Source organism: Amycolatopsis sp. lyj-23 (assembly GCF_046549135.1).
GTDB lineage: Bacteria > Actinomycetota > Actinomycetes > Mycobacteriales > Pseudonocardiaceae > Amycolatopsis.
Genome location: NZ_JAJPWN010000011.1, coordinates 375,560 through 395,082, shown reverse-complemented (window position 1 = coordinate 395,082; position 19,523 = coordinate 375,560). Strand labels below are relative to the sequence as shown.

19 protein-coding genes are annotated in these 19,523 nt (G+C 73.3%); 12 read left to right on the top strand and 7 right to left on the bottom strand.

The window, feature by feature from the left end; genetic code table 11:
- Positions 1 to 203 precede the first annotated feature (203 nt).
- From ACLJPY_RS28665 to fgd, 3 genes are read left to right on the top strand one after another with little or no spacing between them, the layout of a single operon-like run.
- Positions 204 to 935 (top strand): CoA-transferase subunit beta, encoded by a 732-nt coding sequence (locus ACLJPY_RS28665; RefSeq protein WP_410593056.1) that lies wholly within the window; start codon positions 204 to 206, stop codon positions 933 to 935.
- Positions 932 to 1,987 carry an NAD(P)H-dependent flavin oxidoreductase gene (locus ACLJPY_RS28660; RefSeq protein WP_410593054.1) on the top strand — a complete coding sequence of 352 codons (1,056 nt, stop codon included), beginning with the start codon at positions 932 to 934 and terminating at the stop codon, positions 1,985 to 1,987. Before ACLJPY_RS28665 ends, ACLJPY_RS28660 begins: the two co-directional genes overlap by 4 nt.
- Positions 1,988 to 1,991: 4 nt before the next feature.
- Positions 1,992 to 2,996 carry a glucose-6-phosphate dehydrogenase (coenzyme-F420) gene (fgd, locus tag ACLJPY_RS28655; protein ID WP_410593052.1) on the top strand — a complete coding sequence of 335 codons (1,005 nt, stop codon included), beginning with the start codon at positions 1,992 to 1,994 and terminating at the stop codon, positions 2,994 to 2,996.
- A 16-nt stretch (positions 2,997 to 3,012) separates the two neighbouring features.
- Here the strand turns inward: fgd and ACLJPY_RS28650 are convergent, their stop codons facing one another.
- The 3 genes from ACLJPY_RS28650 to ACLJPY_RS28640 are packed head-to-tail and all read right to left on the bottom strand — an operon-like array spanning position 3,013 to position 6,085.
- Complete coding sequence (locus ACLJPY_RS28650; RefSeq protein ID WP_410593051.1) at positions 3,013 to 4,164, bottom strand: acetyl-CoA C-acetyltransferase; 1,152 nt, start codon at positions 4,162 to 4,164, stop codon at positions 3,013 to 3,015.
- 8 nt (positions 4,165 to 4,172) lie between these two features.
- The gene (locus ACLJPY_RS28645; RefSeq protein WP_410593049.1) at positions 4,173 to 4,943 is read right to left on the bottom strand and encodes an SDR family oxidoreductase; all 771 of its coding nucleotides are present in this window, start codon (positions 4,941 to 4,943) and stop codon (positions 4,173 to 4,175) included.
- Positions 4,940 to 6,085, bottom strand: a complete 1,146-nt coding sequence (locus ACLJPY_RS28640; protein WP_410593047.1) for an acyl-CoA dehydrogenase family protein — start codon at positions 6,083 to 6,085, stop codon at positions 4,940 to 4,942. Before ACLJPY_RS28640 ends, ACLJPY_RS28645 begins: the two co-directional genes overlap by 4 nt.
- 82 nt (positions 6,086 to 6,167) lie before the next feature.
- Here ACLJPY_RS28640 and ACLJPY_RS28635 point away from each other — a divergent pair, with 82 nt between their 5' ends.
- Genes ACLJPY_RS28635 through ACLJPY_RS28615 form a run of 5 tightly spaced genes read left to right on the top strand, consistent with a single transcriptional unit; the run spans position 6,168 to position 11,632 of the window.
- Positions 6,168 to 7,700 carry a FadD3 family acyl-CoA ligase gene (locus tag ACLJPY_RS28635; protein WP_410593045.1) on the top strand — a complete coding sequence of 511 codons (1,533 nt, stop codon included), beginning with the start codon at positions 6,168 to 6,170 and terminating at the stop codon, positions 7,698 to 7,700.
- Entirely contained in the window at positions 7,697 to 8,542 is an 846-nt protein-coding gene (locus ACLJPY_RS28630) for an enoyl-CoA hydratase (protein ID WP_410593043.1), read from the top strand. Before ACLJPY_RS28635 ends, ACLJPY_RS28630 begins: the two co-directional genes overlap by 4 nt.
- Entirely contained in the window at positions 8,542 to 9,672 is a 1,131-nt protein-coding gene (locus ACLJPY_RS28625; protein ID WP_410593041.1) for an acyl-CoA dehydrogenase family protein, read from the top strand. Before ACLJPY_RS28630 ends, ACLJPY_RS28625 begins: the two co-directional genes overlap by 1 nt.
- Positions 9,669 to 10,586: an acyl-CoA dehydrogenase family protein gene (locus ACLJPY_RS28620; protein WP_410593039.1), complete on the top strand. Its 918-nt coding sequence runs from the start codon at positions 9,669 to 9,671 to the stop codon at positions 10,584 to 10,586. The genes ACLJPY_RS28625 and ACLJPY_RS28620 overlap by 4 nt, the downstream gene beginning before the upstream one ends.
- On the top strand, positions 10,583 to 11,632 hold the full coding sequence (locus tag ACLJPY_RS28615; protein ID WP_410593037.1) for an acyl-CoA dehydrogenase family protein: 1,050 nt from the start codon (positions 10,583 to 10,585) through the stop codon (positions 11,630 to 11,632). Before ACLJPY_RS28620 ends, ACLJPY_RS28615 begins: the two co-directional genes overlap by 4 nt.
- Before the next feature lie 520 nt (positions 11,633 to 12,152).
- Here the strand turns inward: ACLJPY_RS28615 and ACLJPY_RS28610 are convergent.
- The gene (locus ACLJPY_RS28610) at positions 12,153 to 12,893 is read right to left on the bottom strand and encodes a sigma-70 family RNA polymerase sigma factor (RefSeq protein ID WP_410593035.1); all 741 of its coding nucleotides are present in this window, start codon (positions 12,891 to 12,893) and stop codon (positions 12,153 to 12,155) included.
- 135 nt (positions 12,894 to 13,028) lie between these two features.
- A complete protein-coding gene (locus tag ACLJPY_RS28605) occupies positions 13,029 to 13,451 on the bottom strand; it encodes a VOC family protein (RefSeq protein ID WP_410593033.1) in 423 nt (140 codons plus the stop codon).
- A gap of 46 nt (positions 13,452 to 13,497) precedes the next feature.
- Here ACLJPY_RS28605 and ACLJPY_RS28600 point away from each other — a divergent pair, with 46 nt between their 5' ends.
- Positions 13,498 to 14,154: a GntR family transcriptional regulator gene (locus ACLJPY_RS28600; RefSeq protein WP_410593031.1), complete on the top strand. Its 657-nt coding sequence runs from the start codon at positions 13,498 to 13,500 to the stop codon at positions 14,152 to 14,154.
- Here ACLJPY_RS28600 and ACLJPY_RS28595 read toward each other — a convergent pair.
- Positions 14,151 to 14,288: a hypothetical protein gene (locus ACLJPY_RS28595; RefSeq protein WP_410593029.1), complete on the bottom strand. Its 138-nt coding sequence runs from the start codon at positions 14,286 to 14,288 to the stop codon at positions 14,151 to 14,153. The two genes, ACLJPY_RS28600 and ACLJPY_RS28595, sit on opposite strands and share 4 nt — an antisense overlap.
- Here ACLJPY_RS28595 and ACLJPY_RS28590 point away from each other — a divergent pair.
- On the top strand, positions 14,287 to 15,300 hold the full coding sequence (locus tag ACLJPY_RS28590) for a zinc-dependent alcohol dehydrogenase (RefSeq protein ID WP_410593027.1): 1,014 nt from the start codon (positions 14,287 to 14,289) through the stop codon (positions 15,298 to 15,300). The two genes, ACLJPY_RS28595 and ACLJPY_RS28590, sit on opposite strands and share 2 nt — an antisense overlap.
- A gap of 159 nt (positions 15,301 to 15,459) precedes the next feature.
- On the opposite strand, the gene ACLJPY_RS28585 is transcribed toward ACLJPY_RS28590, so the two are convergent.
- A complete protein-coding gene (locus tag ACLJPY_RS28585) occupies positions 15,460 to 17,019 on the bottom strand; it encodes an adenylate/guanylate cyclase domain-containing protein (RefSeq protein WP_410593025.1) in 1,560 nt (519 codons plus the stop codon).
- Positions 17,020 to 17,122: 103 nt separating this feature from the next.
- On the opposite strand from ACLJPY_RS28585, the gene ACLJPY_RS28580 reads away from it, so the two are divergent.
- Together ACLJPY_RS28580 and ACLJPY_RS28575 are read left to right on the top strand one after the other, a co-directional pair.
- Positions 17,123 to 18,025, top strand: coding sequence for an AurF N-oxygenase family protein (locus ACLJPY_RS28580; RefSeq protein WP_410593023.1), 903 nt, complete (start codon positions 17,123 to 17,125; stop codon positions 18,023 to 18,025).
- 1 nt (position 18,026) lies between these two features.
- Complete coding sequence (locus tag ACLJPY_RS28575; RefSeq protein WP_410593021.1) at positions 18,027 to 19,502, top strand: FAD-dependent oxidoreductase; 1,476 nt, start codon at positions 18,027 to 18,029, stop codon at positions 19,500 to 19,502.
- Positions 19,503 to 19,523: the final 21 nt, after the last annotated feature.

Genomic DNA, 19,523 nt, shown 5'->3' with positions numbered 1-19,523 from the left:
CGTGCGGTGCGTCCCCGCTCCGCCGGCAACGCCCTACACAGCGATGGTCCGCAGTGCCTGATCAGCGGTCGGAACAAGGGTGCGGGACGGGCGGCCAAGCCTCCGGAGCCATCACCGGCAGCAAGCATGAAAGCCATACCCGCCCCGCCTGCACACCCCGATCATCCCGGACGACCAGGGGTACATCTGAAAGGTAGGGCGGCATGAGCGCGACCCGGGCCGAGATCGTCGTGGTGGCGATGGCCGAGGTGTTCCGCGGCGACGGGGAGATCGTGGCCAGCCCGATGGGCCTGGTCCCGCAGCTGGGCGCGAAGCTGGCGCGGCTGACGTTCGAACCGGACCTGCTGCTGTCCGACGGCGAGGCATACCTGCTGACGGCCGACGGCGTGGTCGAAGGCTGGCAGCCGTTCCGGAAGGTGCTGGACACGGTCGTGCCGCACGGACGCCGGCACGTGGTGATGGGCGCCAACCAGATCGACCGGTACGGCAACCAGAACATCTCCGCCATCGGCGACCACGCCCGCCCGAAGAAGCAGCTGCTCGGCGTGCGGGGCGCGCCCGGCAACACGGTCAACCACCGCACCAGCTACTGGGTGCCGCGGCACTCCACCCGCGTGTTCGTGGACGCGGTGGACGTCGTGTCGGGCGTCGGCTACGACAACGCGGCGAAGGCGGGCGCGTCGGCGCAGAAGTACCACGACGTGCACCGGGTGGTCTCGAACCTCGGGGTCTTCGACTTCGGCGGCCCGGAGCACGCGATGCGGGCGGTGGCCCTGCACCCGGGCGTCACCCGCGACGAGGTGACCGCCGCGACGGCGTTCGAGATCGACTTCACCGGCACCGGCACCAGCCGGGAACCGACGGCCGAGCAGTTGCGGCTCATCCGGGACGTGCTCGATCCGAACCGCCTGCGCGACAAGGAAGTCCCGGCGTGAAGACGGCCCTGACCCGGCTGGTCGGCGTCGAGCACCCGGTCGTGCAGACCGGGATGGGCTGGGTCGCCGGCCCGCGCCTGGTCTCGGCCACCGCGGAAGCCGGGGCCCTCGGCATCCTCGCGTCCGCCACGATGACGTTCGGCGAACTGGAAGCGGCCGTCGCCGAAGTCAAGAAGCGGACGGAGAAGCCTTTCGGCGTGAACCTCCGCGCCGACGCGGCCGACGCCGGCGATCGCGTCGACCTGCTCATCCGCGAAGGCGTCAAGGTCGCCTCCTTCGCGCTCGCCCCGCGCAAGGAGATGATCGCGAAGCTGACCGACCACGGGATCGTCGTCATCCCCTCGGTCGGCGCGGCCCGGCACGCCGAGAAGGTCGCCGCCTGGGGCGCGGACGCCGTCATCGTCCAGGGCGGCGAAGGCGGCGGGCACACCGGCGGCGTCGCGACCACGCTGCTGCTGCCCTCGGTGCTGGACGCCGTCGACATCCCCGTCGTCGCCGCCGGCGGGTTCTTCGACGGCCGCGGCCTGGCCGCCGCCCTCGCCTACGGCGCGGCCGGGATCGCGATGGGCACCCGCTTCCTGCTGAGCGCGGAGAGCACGGTCCCCGGCGACGTCAAGCGCCTCTACCTCGAGCAGGGCCTCACCGGAACGGTCGTCACCCGCCGGGTCGACGGCCTCCCGCACCGCGTGCTGCGCACCGGCCTCGTCGAGCAGCTCGAACGCACCGGCCGCGTCCGCGGTCTGGCGCAGGCCGCCCGCAACGCGCTGCGCTTCCGGAATATCACCGGCCTGTCGCCGGTTGCGATGCTGCGAGAAGGCCTGGCGATGAAGCACGGCAACGATCTGACGTGGAGTCAGCTGGTCATGGCGGCCAACACCCCGATGCTGCTGCGGGCGGGACTGGTCGAGGGCCGGACGGACGCCGGAGTGCTAGCGTCGGGACAGGTGGTGGGCATGATCCACGACCTGCCCACGGTGGCGCAGATCGTCGAGGGCGCGGTGGCCGAGGCAGGTGGGATCCTGCAGCGCCTCGGCCGGCAAACGGGAGGATGAGAGCGTGGCGTTGAAGGTCGGTTACAAGGCGTCTGCGGAGCAGTTCGGGCCGCGGGACCTGGTCGAGTACGCCGTGCGTGCCGAAGAGGTGGGGCTCGACTCGGTGTGGGTGTCCGACCACTTCCTGCCGTGGCGGCACGAGGGCGGGCACGCGCCGTGGGCGCTGGCCTGGATGCCGGCGGTGGCCGAACGCACGCAGCGGGTGCAGATCGGGACGAGCGTGCTGACCCCGACGTTCCGGTACAACCCGGCGGTGATCGCGCAGGCGTTCGCGACGATGTCGCTGCTGTCGAACGGCCGCGTGATCCTGGGTGTCGGCACCGGTGAGGCGCTGAACGAGATCGCCGTCTCGGGGCGGGAGTGGCCGGAGTTCAAGGAGCGCTTCGCCCGGTTGCGCGAGTCGATCAAGCTCATCCGCGAACTGTGGACCAGCGACAACGTCAACTTCAAGGGCGACTACTACGAGCTGGTGGACGCCAAGATCTACGACCGGCCGGAGCAGCCGGTGCCGGTGTACGTCGCCGCGGGTGGCCCGGTGGTCGCGAAGTACGCGGGCCGCGCGGGCGACGGGTTCATCTGCACCTCGGGCAAGGGCATGGACCTCTACACCGAGAAGCTGATGCCGGCGGTGAAGGAAGGCGCGGAGGCGGCGGAGAAGACCGTCGAGGACGTCGACCGGACGATCGAGATCAAGCTGTCCTACGACCGCGACCACGAGAAGGCGCTGGAGAACACGCGGTTCTGGGCGCCGCTGTCGCTGTCGGCGGAGCAGAAGCACAGCGTGTCCTCGGCGGAGGAGATGGAACGGCTGGCCGACGAGCTGCCGATCGACCAGGTCGCCAAGCGGTGGATCGTCGCCTCCGACCCGGACGAGGCCGTCGCCCAGATCAAGCCGTACCTGGACGCGGGCCTCAACCACCTCGTCTTCCACGGCCCGGGCCACGACCAGGAACGCTTCCTGACCCAGTTCTCCGAAGACGTCCTGCCGAAGCTGCGCGCCCTCGCCTGACCGGAAGCGTCCGGCCTCACAGCCGTTCGATGACGGTGACGTTGGCGGTGCCGCCGCCTTCGCACATCGTCTGCAGCCCGTAACGCCCGCCGCGGCGCTCCAGTTCGTGCAGGAGCGTCGCGAGGAGCTTGGTGCCGGTGGCCCCGATCGGGTGGCCGAGGGCGATCCCGCCCCCGTTCACGTTGACCCGGCCGGGGTCCGCGCCGGTCTCGTCGAGCCACGCCAGCACAACGCTGGCGAACGCCTCGTTGACCTCGAACAGGTCGATGTCCCCGATCGCCAGGCCGCTCTTGCGCAGGGCGTGCGCGGTCGCCGGGATCGGGCCGGTCAGCATCCACACCGGATCCGCCGCGCGCACCGACAGGTGGTGGATGCGGGCCCGTGGCGTCAGGCCGTGCTCGCGGACGAAGGCTTCCGACGCCAGCAGCGCCGCGCTCGCGCCGTCGGAAATCTGGCTGGCCACCGCCGCGGTGAGCCGCGAACCTTCGCTGAGTGGCTTCAGACCGCGCATCCGCTCCAGGCTGGTGTCCCGGCGGGGGCCCTCGTCGTGCCGGAAGTCCGCCACCGGCACGGTTTCCGCGTCGAACCGGCCTTCGTCGACGGCCGCCAGGGCGCGCTGGTGGCTGCGCAGCGCGTACTCCTCCATGGCGGCCCGGCTGATGTCCCAGTGCTCGGCGATCATGTCGGCGCTGCGGAACTGCGACACCTCGGCGCCGCCGTACCGTTCCTGCCAGCCCTTCGAGCCGGAGAACGGGTCGTCGAAGCCGTGTTCGCGCCCGGCCAGCATGGCCGCGCTGATCGGGATGCGGCTCATGTTCTGCACCCCGCCGGCCAGCACCAGGTCCTGCGTGCCCGACATGACGGCCTGCGCGGCGAAGTGCACGGCCTGCTGGCTCGACCCGCACTGCCGGTCGACGGTCACCCCCGGCACGTGGTCGCCGAACCCGGCGGCCAGCCACGCGGTGCGGGCGATGTTCCCGGACTGGGGGCCGAGGGTGTCGGTGCAGCCGAGGATGACGTCGTCGACCAGGTCCGGGTCGACACCGGCGCGGTCGACGACGGCCTTGATGACGTGCGCGCCGAGATCGGCCGGGTGCCACCCGGAAAGCGCGCCGCCGCGCCGTCCGACGGGCGTGCGGACCGCGTCGAGGAGGAAGGCTTCGGGCACGGGGGCTCCTAGGGGTGCTGGCTGCTGACGGAGACGACTTCGCCGGTGAGGTAGCTCGCGTAGTCGCTGGCCAGGAAGACCATGACGGTGGCGACCTCCCACGGTTCGGCCGCGCGGCCGAAGGCTTCGCGCCTGGTGAGGTCTTCGAGGAGTTCGTCGCTGGTCACCTTGGCGAGGAACGGGTGCATCGCCAGGCTCGGCGCCACGGCGTTGATCCGGACGCCGTGCTCGGCCGCGTCAAGGGCCGAGCAGCGGGTCAGCGCCATGACGCCCGCCTTGGCCGCCGCGTAGTGGGCTTGCCCGGCTTGGGCGCGCCAGCCGATCACCGAGGCGTTGTTGACGATCGCGCCACCGCCGCCCTGGGCGACGAACTGCCGCAAGGCCGCCCGCGTGCAGCGGAACGTCCCGGTCAGGGTGATGTCGAGGACCTTCGACCATTCGCCGTCGGTCATGTCGAGCACGGACTTCGTGCCGCCGAGCCCGGCGTTGTTGATCAGCACGTCGACCCGGCCGAAGTGGCCGGCCGCGCCGTCGACGAGGGCCCGGACCTGGTCTTCCTGCGTGACGTCGCACGGGATGGCGTGGACCTTGCCCAGCTCCGCGAGTTCGGCGGCCTTCTCGCTCAGGCGGCGTTCGTGCCAGTCGCTGACGACGACGTTCGCGCCTTCTTCGAGGCAGCGTTTCGCCACCGCGGAGCCGATGCCGGTGCCCGCCGCCGCAGTGACCACCACGACCTTCCCGCGCAGCAGGTCGTGGCCCGGTGGGTACGGGGGAATCACGGACGGGCCTCCCGGGGCAGGCCGAGCACGCGCTCGGCGATGATGGTGCGTTCGATTTCGTCGGAGCCGCCGTAGATGGTGTCGGCGCGGGTGAACAGGAACAGCCGCTGCCACTCGTCCGGCTCGGCGCTGTCCGAGGCGAGGGATCGGGCGCCCCGGGCCCGCATGGCGAGTTCGCCGAGCCCGCGGTGCCACTGCGCCCACAGCAGCTTGCCGACGGCGACTTCCGGCCCGGCGGCCTGGCCCAGGGTGCGCAGGGCGTGGGCGCGCAGCACGCGCAGGCCGATCCGGGCGCGGGCGAGGTCGGCGCGCAGGAGCGGGTCGTCGTAGGTGCCGAGCCGCCGGGCCTCGGCGGTGATGTCGTCGAGTTCGCGGCGGAAGCCGATCTGCTGGCCCAGCGTCGAGACCCCGCGTTCGAAGCCGAGGGTGGCCATGGCGATCTGCCAGCCCTCGCCGGGCTCGCCGACGACGTGGCCGGCGGCCGTGCGGGCGTCGTCGAAGAAGACCTCGTTGAACTCCGACGTGCCGGTGAGCTGCTGGATCGGGCGGACCGTGACGCCGTCCTGCTTCAGCGGGACCAGCAGGTAGGAGAGGCCGTGGTGGCGCTGCGAGCCGGGTTCGCTCCGGGCCACCACGAAGCACCAGTCGGCCACGTGGGCCAGCGAAGTCCAGATCTTCTGGCCGTTGAGCACCCACTCGCCGTCCCGCAGCACCGCCGACGTCGAGACGGCGGCGAGGTCGGAGCCGGCGCCGGGCTCGGAATAGCCCTGGCACCACAGCTCCCGCACGGCGCGGATCCCGGGCAGGAACCGGTGCTGCTGCTCGGGCGTGCCGAAGGCGATCAGGGTCGGGCCGAGCAACTGCTCGCCGATGTGGTTCACCCGGGCGGGCGCGCCGGAAGCGGCGTACTCCTCGTGGAAGGCGACCTGTTCGGCCAGGGACAGGCCCCGGCCGCCGTGTTCGACGGGCCAGCCGACGCACGTCCAGCCCGCCGCGGCGAGGTGGCGTTCCCAGGCGAGGCGCAGGTCGAACTCCTCGTGCTCCCGCCCCGGGCCACCCAGGCCGCGCAGGCGGGCGAACTCGCCGGTCAGGTTGCCGGCGAGCCAGTCCGCGACTTCGGTGCGGAATCGCGTGAGGGCCACGCTCGCCTCCTTGCTGCCGGGCCGGTCCGGCACCTAGGGTAATGAGAACACGTTCTACTTTGCCGGTCCAGAGGAGGCTGTGGTGGGACAGACCACGATCCCGGCCGTCGTCCGCGATGCCGCCGCGAAGTTCGGCTCGGCGGAAGCGCTGGTCGACGGCCCGGTGCGGCTCGGTTACGACCAGCTTCTGGAACGTGTTCGCACCGTCGCGCGCGCCTTCGCCGCGTGCGGTGTCCAGGCGGGCGACCGGGTCGCGGTCGCGCTGCCCAACACCCACCACTGGGTCGCGGCGGCGCTGGGCGCGCTCTACGCGGGCGCGGTCCTGATCCCGGTCAACACCCGCTTCACCGGCACCGAGACGGTGGACCTGCTCGTCCGCGGCCGGGCCAAGGCGCTCGTCGTGGCCGCCGACTTCCTCGGCACCGACCGCCACGCCGCCATCCGCGACACCGGCGCCGACCTGCCGGACCTCGCCACCGTCGTCCGGGTGCCGCTGCAGGAGCCGCACCGGCCGGTCGAGGGCACGCTGGGCTGGGCCGAGTTCCTGGCGCTGGCCGAGCGGGTGCCCGAGGCCGACGCCGAGGCCAGGGCGGACGCCGTCACCCCGGACGACGTCAGCGACATCCTCTTCACCTCCGGCACCAGCGGCCGCGCCAAGGGTGTGCTCTCGGCCCACCGCCAGACCGTCGACGTCGCCGCGGCGTGGGCGGGGTGCGGCCAGGTCACCGCCGACGACCGGTACCTGGTGATCAACCCGTTCTTCCACAGCTTCGGTTACAAGGCCGGCATCGTCGTGGGCCTGCTGACCGGCGCGACGATCGTCCCGCAGGCGGTCTTCGACGTCCGCGAAACGCTGAAGGTGATCGAACGGGAGCGGATCTCGGTGCTGCCGGGCGCGCCGACGGTCTTCCAGTCGCTGCTGCACGAGCCCGGCAAGGGCGATCTGTCGTCGCTGCGGCTCGCGGTCACCGGGGCGGCGACCGTGCCCGCCTCGCTCGTCCGGCGGATGCGGTCCGAGCTCGGGTTCGAAACCGTCCTCACCGCCTACGGCCTGACCGAAGCCGTGGTGGTGACGATGTGCCGCCCCGGCGACCCCGCGGAGCTCGTCGCGAGCACGTCGGGCCGGGCGACCGCGGGGTTCGAAGTGGCGATCCGGGGGACACCGGGCGAAATCGTCCTGCGCGGGCCGAACGTGATGCTCGGCTACCTCGACGACCCGGAGGCAACGGCGAAGGCCATCGACGAGCGGGGCTGGCTGCACACCGGCGACGTCGGCGAGCTCGACGCCGCCGGGAACCTCACCATCACCGGCCGGCTCAAGGACATGTACATCTGCGGCGGGTTCAACGTCTACCCGGCCGAGGTCGAGCACGCACTGACCGAGCTGGCCGGGGTCCGGGACGCCGCCGTGGTCGGCGTCCCGGACGAGCGCCTCGGCGAAGTCGGCAAGGCGTTCGTCGTCGGCACCGGGCTGGCGGCCGAGACGGTCATCGCCTTCTGCCGCGAGCGGCTCGCCAACTACAAGACCCCGAAGTTCGTCGAGTTCGTGGACGCCCTGCCGCGCAACGCTTCCGGCAAGGTGCTGAAGCGGCTGCTGACCGAGGAGAACGCATGAGTGCAACGGTGGTCCGGTCGCAGCGGCGGGGACCGGTCGCGGTGGTGACCATGAACCGGCCGGAGTACCGCAACGCCCAGAACTCGGCCATGACCTACGCCCTCGACGACGCCTTCACCGCCGCCGTCGACGATCCCGAGGTCAAGGTGATCGTCCTGGCGGGGGAGGGGAAGCACTTCTCGGCCGGGCACGACATCGGCAGCCCGGGCCGGGACGCCGATCAGCCCTTCGACCGGCGGGCGGTCCTGTGGTGGGACCACACCGACCGCGCCGGCGGCGATCAGCGGTTCGCCCGCGAGTCCGAGGTGTACCTCGGGATGTGCCGCCGGTGGCGGGAGATCCCGAAGCCGATGATCGCCAGCGTGCAGGGCGCGTGCATCGCGGGCGGGCTGATGCTGGCCTGGGTGTGCGATCTGATCGTGGCGGCCGACGACGCGTTCTTCGCCGATCCGGTGGTGCGGATGGGAATCCCGGGCGTCGAGTACTTCGCGCACCCGTGGGTGCTCGGGCCGCGGGCGGCCAAGGAGGTCCTGTTCACCGGCGAGCGGTTCACGGTCCAGCAGGCCAAGGAGTGGGGGATGGTCACCCGGATCGTCCCGCGCGCCGAACTGGAGGAGCGCACCCAGGAACTCGCGGAGAAGATCGCCGGAATGCCGCAGTTCGGGCTGGCCCTGGCGAAGAAAGCGGTCAACCAGGCCGAAGACCTGATGGGCCTGCGGTCCGGCATGGACTCCGTCTTCGGGCTGCACCACCTCGCGCACGCGCACAACGCGGAGACCTCGGCGGACGCCCTGGGCGGGCAGTCGGCGCGGTCGATGCGCGACGCGAACAAGGAGGCCTGATGGACCTCGACATCGACGCGGCCTCGGCGGCTTTCCGCGACGAGGCCCGGGAATGGCTGGCCACGCACGTCCGGACGCTGCCGTCGATGGACACCGCGGAGGGGTTCGAGGCGCACCGGGAGTGGGAGGCCGAACTCGCCGAGGCGCGCTGGTCGGTCGTGTCCTGGCCGCGCGAGTACCACGGCCGCGACGCCTCGGTGCTGCAGTGGCTGCTGTTCGAGGAGGAGTACTACGCCGCCGGGGCGCCGGGCCGGGTGTCGCAGAACGGGATCTTCATGCTCGGGCCGACGCTGTTCGCCCACGGCACACCCGAGCAGCGCGACCGGATCCTCCCGCCGATGGCGACCGGCGCGCAGGTGTGGGCGCAGGCCTGGTCGGAGCCCGAGGCGGGCAGCGACATCGCCGCGGTGCGGAGCACGGCGGTCCGCACCGACGGCGGCTGGCTGCTGTCCGGGCAGAAGACGTGGAGCTCGCGGGCGAGCTTCGCCGACCGCGCGTTCGGTCTCTTCCGGACCGACCCGGACGCGCAGCGGCACCACGGCCTCACGTACTTCATGGCCGATCTGCGCGCCGAGGGGGTCACCGTGCGGCCGATCCCGCAGCTGGACGGCGAACCCGGGTTCGCGGAGATCTTCTTCGACGACGTGTTCGTCCCGGACGAGGACGTGATCGGCGAGGCGGGCCAAGGCTGGCGGGTGGCGATGACGACGGCGAACAACGAGCGCGGGCTGTCGCTGCGCAGTCCGGGCCGGTTCCTCGCCGCGGCCGACCGCCTGGTGGACCTCTGGCGTTCGCACGGCGCACCGGAGTCCACAAGGGACAGAGTGGCCGACGCCTGGATCGGCGCCCGCGCCTACCGGCTCTACACGTTCGGCACGGTCAGCAGGCTCGCCGACGGCGGCGAGCTGGGTCCGGAGTCGAGCGTCAACAAGCTGTTCTGGTCACACCTGGACGTCGACCTCCACGAAACCGCACTCGATGTGCTCGGCCCGGCCGCCGAAACCGACCCGGCCTGGGTCGACGGTTACCTGTTCTCCCTCGCCGGGCCGATCTACGGCGGCACCGACCAAATCCAGCGCAACACGATCGCCGAACGGCTGCTGAAGCTCCCGAGGGAGGCCCGCCGATGAGGTTCCGGCTCTCCCCGGAGCAGCGGCAGTTCGCCGCGACCCTGCACGAGCTGCTGGGCGGCGCGGACACCGCGGCCGCCGCCCGGGCCTGGGCGGCGGGCGAGCACGACCGCGGCCTCAAGCTCTGGCGCGCGCTCGCCGACGTCGGGGTCTTCGCGCTGCTGGCCGACGAAGACCACGGGGGCCTCGGCGCCGGGCCGGTCGACCTGGTGGTGGCCTGCGAAGCGCTCGGCTACCACGCTGTGCCGGGCCCGGTCGTGGAATCCGCGGCGGTCGCCCCGGCGCTGCTGACCGGCGACCGGCTGACCGCTCTGGCCGAGGGTGACTTGATCGCCACCGTCGTCGCCCCGCCGGAAGTTCCCCTGGCGCTGGACGCCGACGTCGCCGGCGTGGTCCTGGACCTCACCGGCGCCGAGCTCACCGACGCCGGCACCGAGCCGGTGCGCTCGATCGACCCGGCGCGGCGGCTGTTCCGGATCCCCGCCGCACCGGCTGAGAGCGGGGTCGCGTTCGACCGCGGTGTGCTGGCCGTGGCCGCCCAGCTCGTGGGGCTGGGCCAGTGGCTGCTCGACACGTCGGTGGCGTACGCGAAGCAGCGCAAGCAGTACGGCCGGGCCATCGGCGAGTACCAGGCGATCAAGCACCTCCTCGCCGACGTCGTCACCCGCCTGGAACTGGCCCGGCCGCTGCTGTACGGCGCCGCCGTCTCCGGGGACACCTTCGCCCGGGACGTCTCGGCGGCGAAGGCGATGGCCGCCGACGCCGCTCTGCTGGCCGCGCGGACCGCCCTGCAGGTGCACGGCGCCATCGGCTACACGGCCGAGCACGACCTCGGCCTCCGGCTGACGAAGGTGCGGGCGCTGGCGGGGGCGTGGGGGACCGGGTCGTTCCACCGGGCACGGGTCCTGCGATGACGGACCCGATGGAGACCGGCGAAGCCCGGGCGCTGCGGGACGCCGTTCGTGCGTTGCTGACCCGCCGGTCGGGGCCGGCGGCGGTGCGGGCCGCGATGGCGTCGCCGCTGGGCTACGACGACAAGCTGTGGTCGACGCTCTGCGAGCAGATCGGCGTCGCCGGGCTGGCCATCCCGGAGCACTACGGCGGCGTGGGCGCCGGGCTCGCCGAGGCGTGCGTCGTGCTGGGGGAACTCGGCCGGAGCCTCACGCCGGCCCCGATGCTGGGATCGGCGGTGTTGTGCGGCGAAGCGCTGCTCCGCACCGGAAACGACGAAGCGTGCGAGCGGCTGCTGCCGGGCATCGCCGCCGGAACCACACTGGCCGCGTTGGCCTGGTCCGATGTGGACGGACAGTGGACACCGGCGCTGAGCGCTGCCGGCGCCGGGCTGACCGGCCGCGCCCACTACGTCCTGGACGGCGACCTCGCCGACGTCCTGCTCGCCGTGGCCCGCACGGACGACGGTGCCGGCCTGTTCGAAGTCGACCTCGCCGCGGTCCGCCGGCAGCGGGTCACGAGCCTGGACCCGGGCCGGCGCCTGGCGGTCGTCGAGTGCGCTTCGACGCCGGCCCGCCGCCTCGACACGGGCGGGTTCACCGGACCGCTGCGGCAGCTGCGCGCCACGGCGGCGATCGCCGTCGCGGCCGAGCAGGTGGGGGCGGCCGCGCGGGCGTTGGAGCTGACGGTCGAGTACACGAAGCAACGCCGTCAGTTCGGCCGCCCGATCGGGTCGTTCCAGGCGCTGAAGCACCGGATGGCCGACGTGCACGTCCACGTCGAAGCGGCCCGTTCGGCGCTGTACGCGGCGTTGGTGGACGGCGATCCCGAGGCGGTCGCGACGGCGAAGGTGGTGTGCGGCGAGGCGTTCGCCCACGCGGCCGCGGAGATGATCCAGCTCCACGGCGGCATCGCGATCACCTGGGAGCACGACGCCCACCTGTATTTCAAGCGCGCGCACGGAACCGCCCTGCTTTTTGGCGACCCGGCTTCGTGGCTGAGCCGGTGAGCCGGGTGGTGGGGTCGGGCAGTTCGCGGTTCGCTTCGTCGGGCTGCGGGCTGCGGGCTGCGGGCTGCGGGCTGCGGGCTGCGGGGCTGCGGCGGGGCTTAGCCGGTGAGACCGGCCGCCGAGCCGCGCAGTTCGCGCTTCGCTCGCGAGGTCGCGAGGTCGCGAGGCCGTGGGGGTTCCTCGGGCTTCTGGCTCAGCCGGTGAGTCGCGCTGCTGAGCCGGGGAGCTTGCGCTTCGCTCACGAGGTCACGAGGTCACGAGGTCGCGAGGCCGCGAGGCCGCGGGGCTGCGGGCCGCGGGGCAGTGGGGTGCCGGGGGCTTCTGGCTCAGCCGGTGAGCCGCGCCGCTGAGCCGGGGAGCTCGCGGTTCGCTCACGCGAGGCTGCGAGGCTGCGAGGCTGCGAGGCTGCGAGGCTGCGAGGCTGCGAGGTTGCGGGGCCGCGAGGACTGCGGGGCGGCGGGACCGCGAGGCTGCGGGGGCCCCGAGGCTGCGAGGCCGTGGGTTTTCTCGGGCCGCTGGCTCAGCCGGTGAGCCGCGCCGCCGAGCCGGGGAGCTCCCGGTTCGCTTCGTCGAGGCCGCGGGCGACCAGGCGGCAGGCCCCGCAGCCGGCGACGTGCTCCGCGACCGCGTTCGCCCGGCTCGGGGGCAGGGCGCCGCGGACCCAGGCGCCCATCCGGCGGCGGGGTTCGCGGCAGGTCGGCTCGTCCGGCTCGGGCACCTGCACCTGCAGGTAGGCCTGGCGCAGCCCCTCCCGCGCGCGCATCGCCAGCGCCGCCACGCTGTTCGGCGACAACCCCAGGGACGGCGCCACCTCGCGCGGGCTGCCGCCCTCGGCTTCGGTGCGCCACAGCACTGTCCGCCACCGGCCGGGGAGCGTGCAGTAGGCCGACCACACGAGCCGGGCGTTCGAGCGGCGGAGGGCGAGCTCGTCGGCCCCGCCGGCGGCCGGCTCCGGGACCGTGGCCCACAGCTCGACCCGGTTGCGCTGCTTGCTCCACCGGGACACCAGGTTGCGCAACGTCACCACGAGGTAGGGCCGCAGGTCCTCGCGCGGGCCGCCGCCGGCGCGCACGACCGCGAGCACCCTGGCGAACGTCTCGGCCACCAGGTCGTCGCGCTCCGCGGGCTGCCGCGCCCAGGCCGCGGCGGTCCGCCGGAGCGGTTCGGCGTGCCGCCGGAACAGCCGCCCGGCGGCGTCGAGGTCCCCGCCCCGCAGGGCGGCGAGCAGCACGGAGTCCGGCTCGTCGTCGGCTGGTTCCATGGCGGTCTCCCCGGGGTCAGGCACGCTCCGCAACTCTGGGTACCCAAAGTGAGCGGGCCTGTGACGTCCGTAACCGCGGTCGGCCTGATCGGGTGGTTTCCGCTGCGCCGTGGTTATCCGCGGAGACGGCCCGCCTCAGACGGCGAAGACCTGGGCGTCGTCGGCGAAGGCCTTGAACTCCAGGGCGTTGCCCGCCGGGTCGAGCAGGAACATCGTCCACTGCTCGCCGGGCTGGCCGGCGAAGCGGACGTACGGCTCGATCACGAACTCCGTGCCCGCCGCCCGCAGCCGCTCGGCGAGCGCCTGGAACTGCGGGACGCCGAGGATCAGCCCGAAGTGCGGCACCGGCACGTCGTGGCCGTCGACCGGGTTGTGCACCCGCCGGGGGCCGGCCGGGGCCAGGTGCGTGACGAACTGGTGGCCGTGCAGGTTCCAGTCGACCCACGTGTCCGCGCTGCGGCCCTGCTCGAGGCCGAGGACCTTGCCGTAGAAGCGCCGGGCGGCGGCCAGGTCGTCCACCGGCATCGCGAGGTGGAAGCGGGGGATGGGCAGCGTCATGGGACTCCCTTCGCTGAAACTCTTGGCTGAATGTTAACATCACGACATGACTGGTCCGCTGCTTCCGGCCCGGCGCCGCGGGCTGGCCGACGAGGTCGCCGACCGGATCCGCGAGGCGATCTTCGACGGCGGCTACGCACCCGGCAGCTCGCTGCGCGAAGTCGAACTGGCGGAAGCGCTCGGCGTCAGCCGCGGGCCGGTGCGGGAGGCGCTGCTCAAGCTGGAGCGCGAAGGTCTGGTCCGCGGTGAGTGGCACCGCGGCACGACGGTGACCGCCCTGTCCGGCGCCGACGTCGCCGAGCTGGACAGCCTGCGGGCGGCCCTCGAACGGCTGGCCGTCGAGCGGGTGGTCGAGCACGCGACGGACGCGGACCTCGCCGCGATCGACGCCGTGGTGCAGCGCATGGAACGCGCGGCCGACGCGCACGAAATGGTCCGGTGCGACCTCGAATTCCACGACGCGGTCTACGCGGCCGCCGGCCACCGGCGGCTGCACGAAGCCTGGCTCGCGATCCGCTCGCAGGTGCACCTGTTCCTGCTGACCCGCATCGGCGTCGCCACCGAGGGCTACCTCGCGGGCATCCCCGCCGAACACCGGGAGCTCGCGACGGCCCTGCGGGCGCGCGACCGCGAGACGGCGCTGGCGCTCTTCGCCGAGCACCGCCGCCTCGCCTTCGAAATCCTCAGTGGACGGACGCCTTAGCGAAGCCGTCCGGCGAACTCCGCCGGGGCGAGCGGGGCCGGCCCGGCGACGACCCACGCGTCGACGACCGCCCCGGCCCCGCCGGTACGCGGCCCGCCGCCGGCGCACCCGCCGGCGTGCGAGGATGCGGCCATGTCTTCGACGATGCGGGCCTTCGTGCTCACCGGTCCGCGGCAGGGCTCGGTGCAGGAAGTGCCCGCGCCGGAGGCCGTGCCGGGCGAGGTGGTCGTCGACGTCGAGCGCGCCGGAGTCTGCGGCACCGACGTCGAGTTCTTCACCGGCGAAATGGCCTACCTGCACCAGGGGCACTCGGCGTACCCGATGCGGCTCGGCCACGAGTGGGCGGGCACGGTCACCGAAGCCGGCGACGGCGTCGACCCGGCCTGGCTCGGCCGCCGGGTCATGGGCGACACCATGCTCGGGGACCGGACCTGCCGCCGCTGCCGCCGGGGGCACCAGCACACCTGCGAGCGGCGGCAGGAGGTCGGCATCCGCGGCGGCCGGGCCGGGGCGCTGGCCGAACGGCTCGCCGTGCCCGCGTGGTCGCTGCACGCCCTGCCCGACCCGGTGGACGCGGTGCTCGGTGCCCTGGTCGAACCGGGTGGCAACGCCCTGCGCGCGGCCCGCGCGGCCGGGGCCGGGCCGGGCGACCGGGCGCTGGTGCTCGGACCGGGGACGATCGGGTTGCTCACGGCGATGTTCTTGCGCGCAGCGGGCGCCGAAGTGCACCTGATGGGCGTCGGCTCCCTCGAATTCGCCCGCAGCCTCGGTTTCGCGAACACCTGGACCCGGGAAACCCTGCCCGCACTGGCCTTCGACGCGGTCGTCGACGCGACCGGCGCCGCCGGCTCGCCCGCGCTGGCCGTGGAGCTGGTGGAGCCCGCGGGCCGGGTCGTCTACATCGGACTGTCCGGATCGCCCAGCCGGCTCGACACCCGGGCGCTGGTGCTGAAGGACGTCACGGCGGTCGGGGTCCTGTCGGCGTCACCCGGGCTGGCCGAGACGATCACCGCGTACGCGAGCGGGGCGGTCGACCCGCGCCCGCTCGTCGCGGCGACCGTGGGCCTCGGTGACGTCGGGGCCGTGCTCGCGGGCGAGCGGACCGGAGGCGCGGGCCCGAAGGTCCACATCGACCCGCGCCGCTGAGCGGTCGGCTGCGCGAAAAACTCCAGCAGCGCCGTGGTGACCTCGTCGGGGCGGACCGTTCGTCTCCCCGCTCGCCGTTGTCCACTCCGGACCGGACGGGAGGCCGCGGCCGGCGGAGTCGTTGCCGCAGCTCGCGAAACCGCCGCTGTGCGGGATTCTTCAGCCGGCTTCGCCCGGAAGCGGCGAAGCGAGCGTCGTCGGTCGTGTCCGGCCGCGCAGGGTGACGTCCTCGGTCGCCGTCCAGCGGGCGGCTTCGTCGGCGGCCGCGGCTTCCACCGCCGTCCAGGAGGCCAGCAGGCGGCCCGGCGCGTGCTTGGCCAGTTCGGTCAGCCGCGCGGCTTCGTTGACCGGGTCGCCGATCACCGTGTATTCGAAGCGGCGCGGGTCGCCGACGTTGCCCGCGACCGCGTCCCCGGTCGCCACGCCGATGCCGGCCGGGCCGTCCGGCACCTCGGCGGCCAGCCGGCGGGCGATCGCGCGGCCGGCGGCGAGCGCGCAGGTGGCGTGGCCGGGCAGCGGCGCGGGCGCGCCGAAGACGGCCAGCGCGGCGTCGCCGACGAACTTGTTGACCAGGCCGTGGTGGCGGTCGACCTCGTCGACCACCACCGCGAAGAACCGGTTGAGCAGGCCGACGACCTCCTCCGGCGGGCGGCTCGCGGCCAGCGCCGTCGACCCGACGAGGTCGACGAACAGCACCGAGACCGTGCGGACCGTGCCGCCCAGCTCGGCCGACGTGCGCATGGCCGCCACCGCGACCTCGTGGCCCACGTGCCTGCCGAAGAGGTCGCGCAGCCGTTCGCGTTCGGCGAGCCCGGCGGTCATGTCGTTGAACCCGGCCTGCAGCAGGCCCAGCTCGGTGGCGTCGTAGACCGGGATCCCGACGGTGAAGTCCCCGGCGCGGACGCGCGCGAGCGCGTGGCGGACCGAGGAGATCGGGTTGACCACCGAGCGGGCGGTGAACACGGTGACCAGCAGCCCGAAGCACAGCACGACCAGCCCGAGCGCGATCACCGACACGGCGAGCTTGGTCGGGGAGACGTCGCCGCGCACCCAGGCCAGCACCGCGGTGACCACCAGCCCGGCCACCGGCACCCCGGTGCCGAGGCACCAGAACAGCAGCATCCGCCGGTTCACCCCACCGCCGACCGGCCGCGGCGGCGTGGTGCCCGCCAGCGCGAGCGCCGCGTACGGCCGCATGGCGAACTCGCCGAACAGGTAGGCGATCGCGCAGACGACGACCGCGGCGAAGGCGACCACGAGCAGCTCGGTGAGCACGACTTCCGGCTGCACCGCCGCCGCGAGCCCGCCGAAGAGCAGGGTCGCGATGCCCCAGAGCACGGCCTGCACGAACGTCAGGCGCAACGGGACGCGCAGGCTCGCGGCGCGTTCGCCGTCGGTCGGCTCCCGCCCGTCGGCCGCCCAGCGCAGCGTCCGCAGGGCGCCGCGGGTGCCCCACAGCGTGCCGGCGACCACCGCCGAAACGACGTACACGGGTACTGCGACCGCGGTGACGCGGACGAGTTCGCCGGACATGCCCGGGGCCGGCATGAGCAGCGCCGCGAGCCCGACCACGACCAGCGCGCCGATCACGTTGGTGGCGATCAAAGCGGCGGTGAGCAGGCCTTGGACGCGCCGGCGCAGCGCGGTGGCGTTCTGGTCCAGCGGCCCGAGCAGGCCGGAGCCGAACGGCTCCGCCGGGGAGCGTCCTGGGGTCACCATTCGAGTGTACGGTTGTTCACTGAACTTCCGGCAGACGGGTGCTCGAGTATGTGTTACGGTTGGTAACAGTGAACTTCGGTAACACCTGACGAGGAGGTCGGTCGTGACGAGCATCAGCGAAGCGGGCGTGTCGGACCGGGAGACCGTGGCGCGGCGGCTGCTCGACTCGTCGGAGCAGCTGTCCTACGACCCCGTCAAGGAGGTTGACTGGGAGACGCCGCTGGACACGGACTACCACGGCGCGAGCCCGGAGTGGAGCACGCTCTACGGCACCTCCTACTGGGACGACATGACCCCGGAGCAGCAGCGCGAGCTGACCCGCCAGGAGGCGGCGTCGGTGGCCAGCACCGGGATCTGGTTCGAAATGATCCTGCAGCAGATGGTCCTGCGCGACTTCTACGCCAAGGACCCGACGGACCCGGCGTTCCAGTGGGCGCTGACCGAGATCGCCGACGAGTGCCGGCACTCGATCATGTTCGCCCGCGGCGCGGCGAAGCTGCGGGCGCCCGCCTACCGGCCGCGCCGGTTCGTCGTCGAGCTCGGCCGGGTCTTCAAGGCCACCGCGACCGGCGAGGCGGCGTACGCGGCCATCCTGGTGGCCGAAGAGGTTCTCGACGTCATGCAGCGTGACTGGATGCGCGACGAGCGGGTGGTCCCGTTCGTGCGCACGATCAACAACATCCACGTCGTGGAGGAGTCGCGGCACATGAAGTTCGCCCGCGAGGAGACCCGCGAGCGGCTGCGCGGCGCGGGTTGGCTGCGGCGGCAGGTCAACGGCCTGGTCGTCGCGATCGCGTCGTACTTCATCGTCACGAGCATGGTGAACGCCAAGGTCTACGAGAACGCGGGCCTCGACGGCAAGCGGGCGCGGCGCGAAGCGAAGGCGAACGAGCACCACAAGTCGATGCTGCGGTCGAGCTGCTCCGGGCTGATGGAGTTCCTGCACTCGGCCGGGCTGCTGACCAAGCCGTCGCTGTGGTTCTACAAGCGCGCGAACCTGATCTGACATGGCGTTCGCGATCACCCAGACCTGCTGCACCGACGCGACGTGCGTGTCGGTCTGCCCGGTCAACTGCATCCACCCGACGCCGGACGAGCCGGACTTCGGGACGACGGACCTGCTCTACATCGACCCGGCCACCTGCATCGACTGCGGCGCCTGCGCCGACGCCTGCCCGGTCGACGCGATCTTCCCGGCCGGTGACCTGACCGGGCCGCTGCGGGCCTACGAGCAGCTCAACGCCGAGTACTACGCGGGCCGGGACGTGCTGGCCGAGACCTCGGTGGCCCCGAACTTCCACCGGTGGGCCCCGCCGTCGTTCGCGCGGGTGCTGCCGAGCGACTTCGCGCCGCTGGACGTCGCCGTCGTCGGCACCGGCCCGGCGGGCATGTACGCGGTGGAAGACCTGCTGCTGCACACGAACGCCCGCGTGACGCTCGTCGACCGCCTGCCGGTGGCGGGCGGCCTCATCCGCTACGGCGTCGCACCGGATCACCCGTCGACGAAGAAGATCGGCGAGACGTTCGCCCGGTTCCACGACCACCCCCGCCTCCGCCTGCGGCTGGGCGTGCCGGCCGGCCCCGACCTGGCCGACCGGCACGACGCGGTGGTCTACGCGGTGGGGGCCACCGAGGCCCGGCGCCTCGGCATCCCGGGCGAGGACCTGCCCGGCAGCCTCCCGGCCGCGACGGTGGTCGGCTGGTACAACGGCCACCCGGACGTCGAGCCCGCCGCCGTCGACCTCTCGGCCGAACGCGTGGTCGTGGTGGGCATCGGCAACGTCGCCCTGGACATCGCCCGCATCCTGACGGCGGACCCGGAGACCCTCTCGGCGACGTCGATCGCGCCGGAAGCCCTGGCGCGCCTGCGATCGTCGAAGGTCCGCGAGGTGGTGCTCCTGGCCCGCCGCGGCCCGGAGACGGCGGCGTACACGCAACCGGAACTCCTGGCGCTGGCGGCCCGCGGCGGCTTGGTGGTGGACGCGCACGACCCCCGGATCGCCGCGGCCGTCGACGGCGCCGAGCCGGGGGAGAAGGCGGCGTGGCTGCAGGGGGTGCCGCGAGAGCGGGTGGACTGGTCGGTGCCCCCGCCGGAGGGCCGCCGCATCGTGCTGCGGTTCCACTCGGCCCCGGTGGCCTTCGGCGGCGACACGGAAGTCCGCGCGGTGGTGGCCTCGGGCCCGGAGGGTGCCGTCGAGATCGCGGCGGGCCGCGCGATCCGGGCGGCGGGCTTCCGGGGAGTTCCGGTACCGGGCCTGCCGTTCGACGAGGAGACGGGGACGGTGCCGAACTCGGCGGGCCGGGTCACCGGGCGGCCGGGGGTGTACGTGGCGGGGTGGATCAAGCGCGGACCGTCGGGCGGGATCGGCGCGAACAAGGCGTGCGCGAGGGAGACGGTGGGGGCGTTGCTGGAGGACGCGGTGGCCGGGCGCCTGCCGGTGCGGCGCCGGGGAGTGCGGGAGAGGTTGCTCCGCCGCGGTTGAGCTGCGAGGCGGGGTGGGCGG

Excerpts from the sequence above, each read along its gene's own strand:
- ACLJPY_RS28620 (WP_410593039.1), top strand. The coding sequence starts at position 9,669 with ATGAGGTTCCGGCTCTCCCCGGAGCAGCGGCAGTTCGCCGCGACCCTG.
- ACLJPY_RS28590 (WP_410593027.1), top strand. The coding sequence starts at position 14,287 with ATGTCTTCGACGATGCGGGCCTTCGTGCTCACCGGTCCGCGGCAGGGC.
- ACLJPY_RS28575 (WP_410593021.1), top strand. The coding sequence starts at position 18,027 with ATGGCGTTCGCGATCACCCAGACCTGCTGCACCGACGCGACGTGCGTG.
- ACLJPY_RS28600 (WP_410593031.1), top strand. The coding sequence starts at position 13,498 with ATGACTGGTCCGCTGCTTCCGGCCCGGCGCCGCGGGCTGGCCGACGAG.
- ACLJPY_RS28625 (WP_410593041.1), top strand. The coding sequence starts at position 8,542 with ATGGACCTCGACATCGACGCGGCCTCGGCGGCTTTCCGCGACGAGGCC.
- ACLJPY_RS28585 (WP_410593025.1), bottom strand. The coding sequence starts at position 17,019 with ATGGTGACCCCAGGACGCTCCCCGGCGGAGCCGTTCGGCTCCGGCCTG.
- ACLJPY_RS28665 (WP_410593056.1), top strand. The coding sequence starts at position 204 with ATGAGCGCGACCCGGGCCGAGATCGTCGTGGTGGCGATGGCCGAGGTG.
- ACLJPY_RS28610 (WP_410593035.1), bottom strand. The coding sequence starts at position 12,893 with ATGGAACCAGCCGACGACGAGCCGGACTCCGTGCTGCTCGCCGCCCTG.
- ACLJPY_RS28595 (WP_410593029.1), bottom strand. The coding sequence starts at position 14,288 with ATGGCCGCATCCTCGCACGCCGGCGGGTGCGCCGGCGGCGGGCCGCGT.
- ACLJPY_RS28630 (WP_410593043.1), top strand. The coding sequence starts at position 7,697 with ATGAGTGCAACGGTGGTCCGGTCGCAGCGGCGGGGACCGGTCGCGGTG.
- ACLJPY_RS28605 (WP_410593033.1), bottom strand. The coding sequence starts at position 13,451 with ATGACGCTGCCCATCCCCCGCTTCCACCTCGCGATGCCGGTGGACGAC.
- ACLJPY_RS28615 (WP_410593037.1), top strand. The coding sequence starts at position 10,583 with ATGACGGACCCGATGGAGACCGGCGAAGCCCGGGCGCTGCGGGACGCC.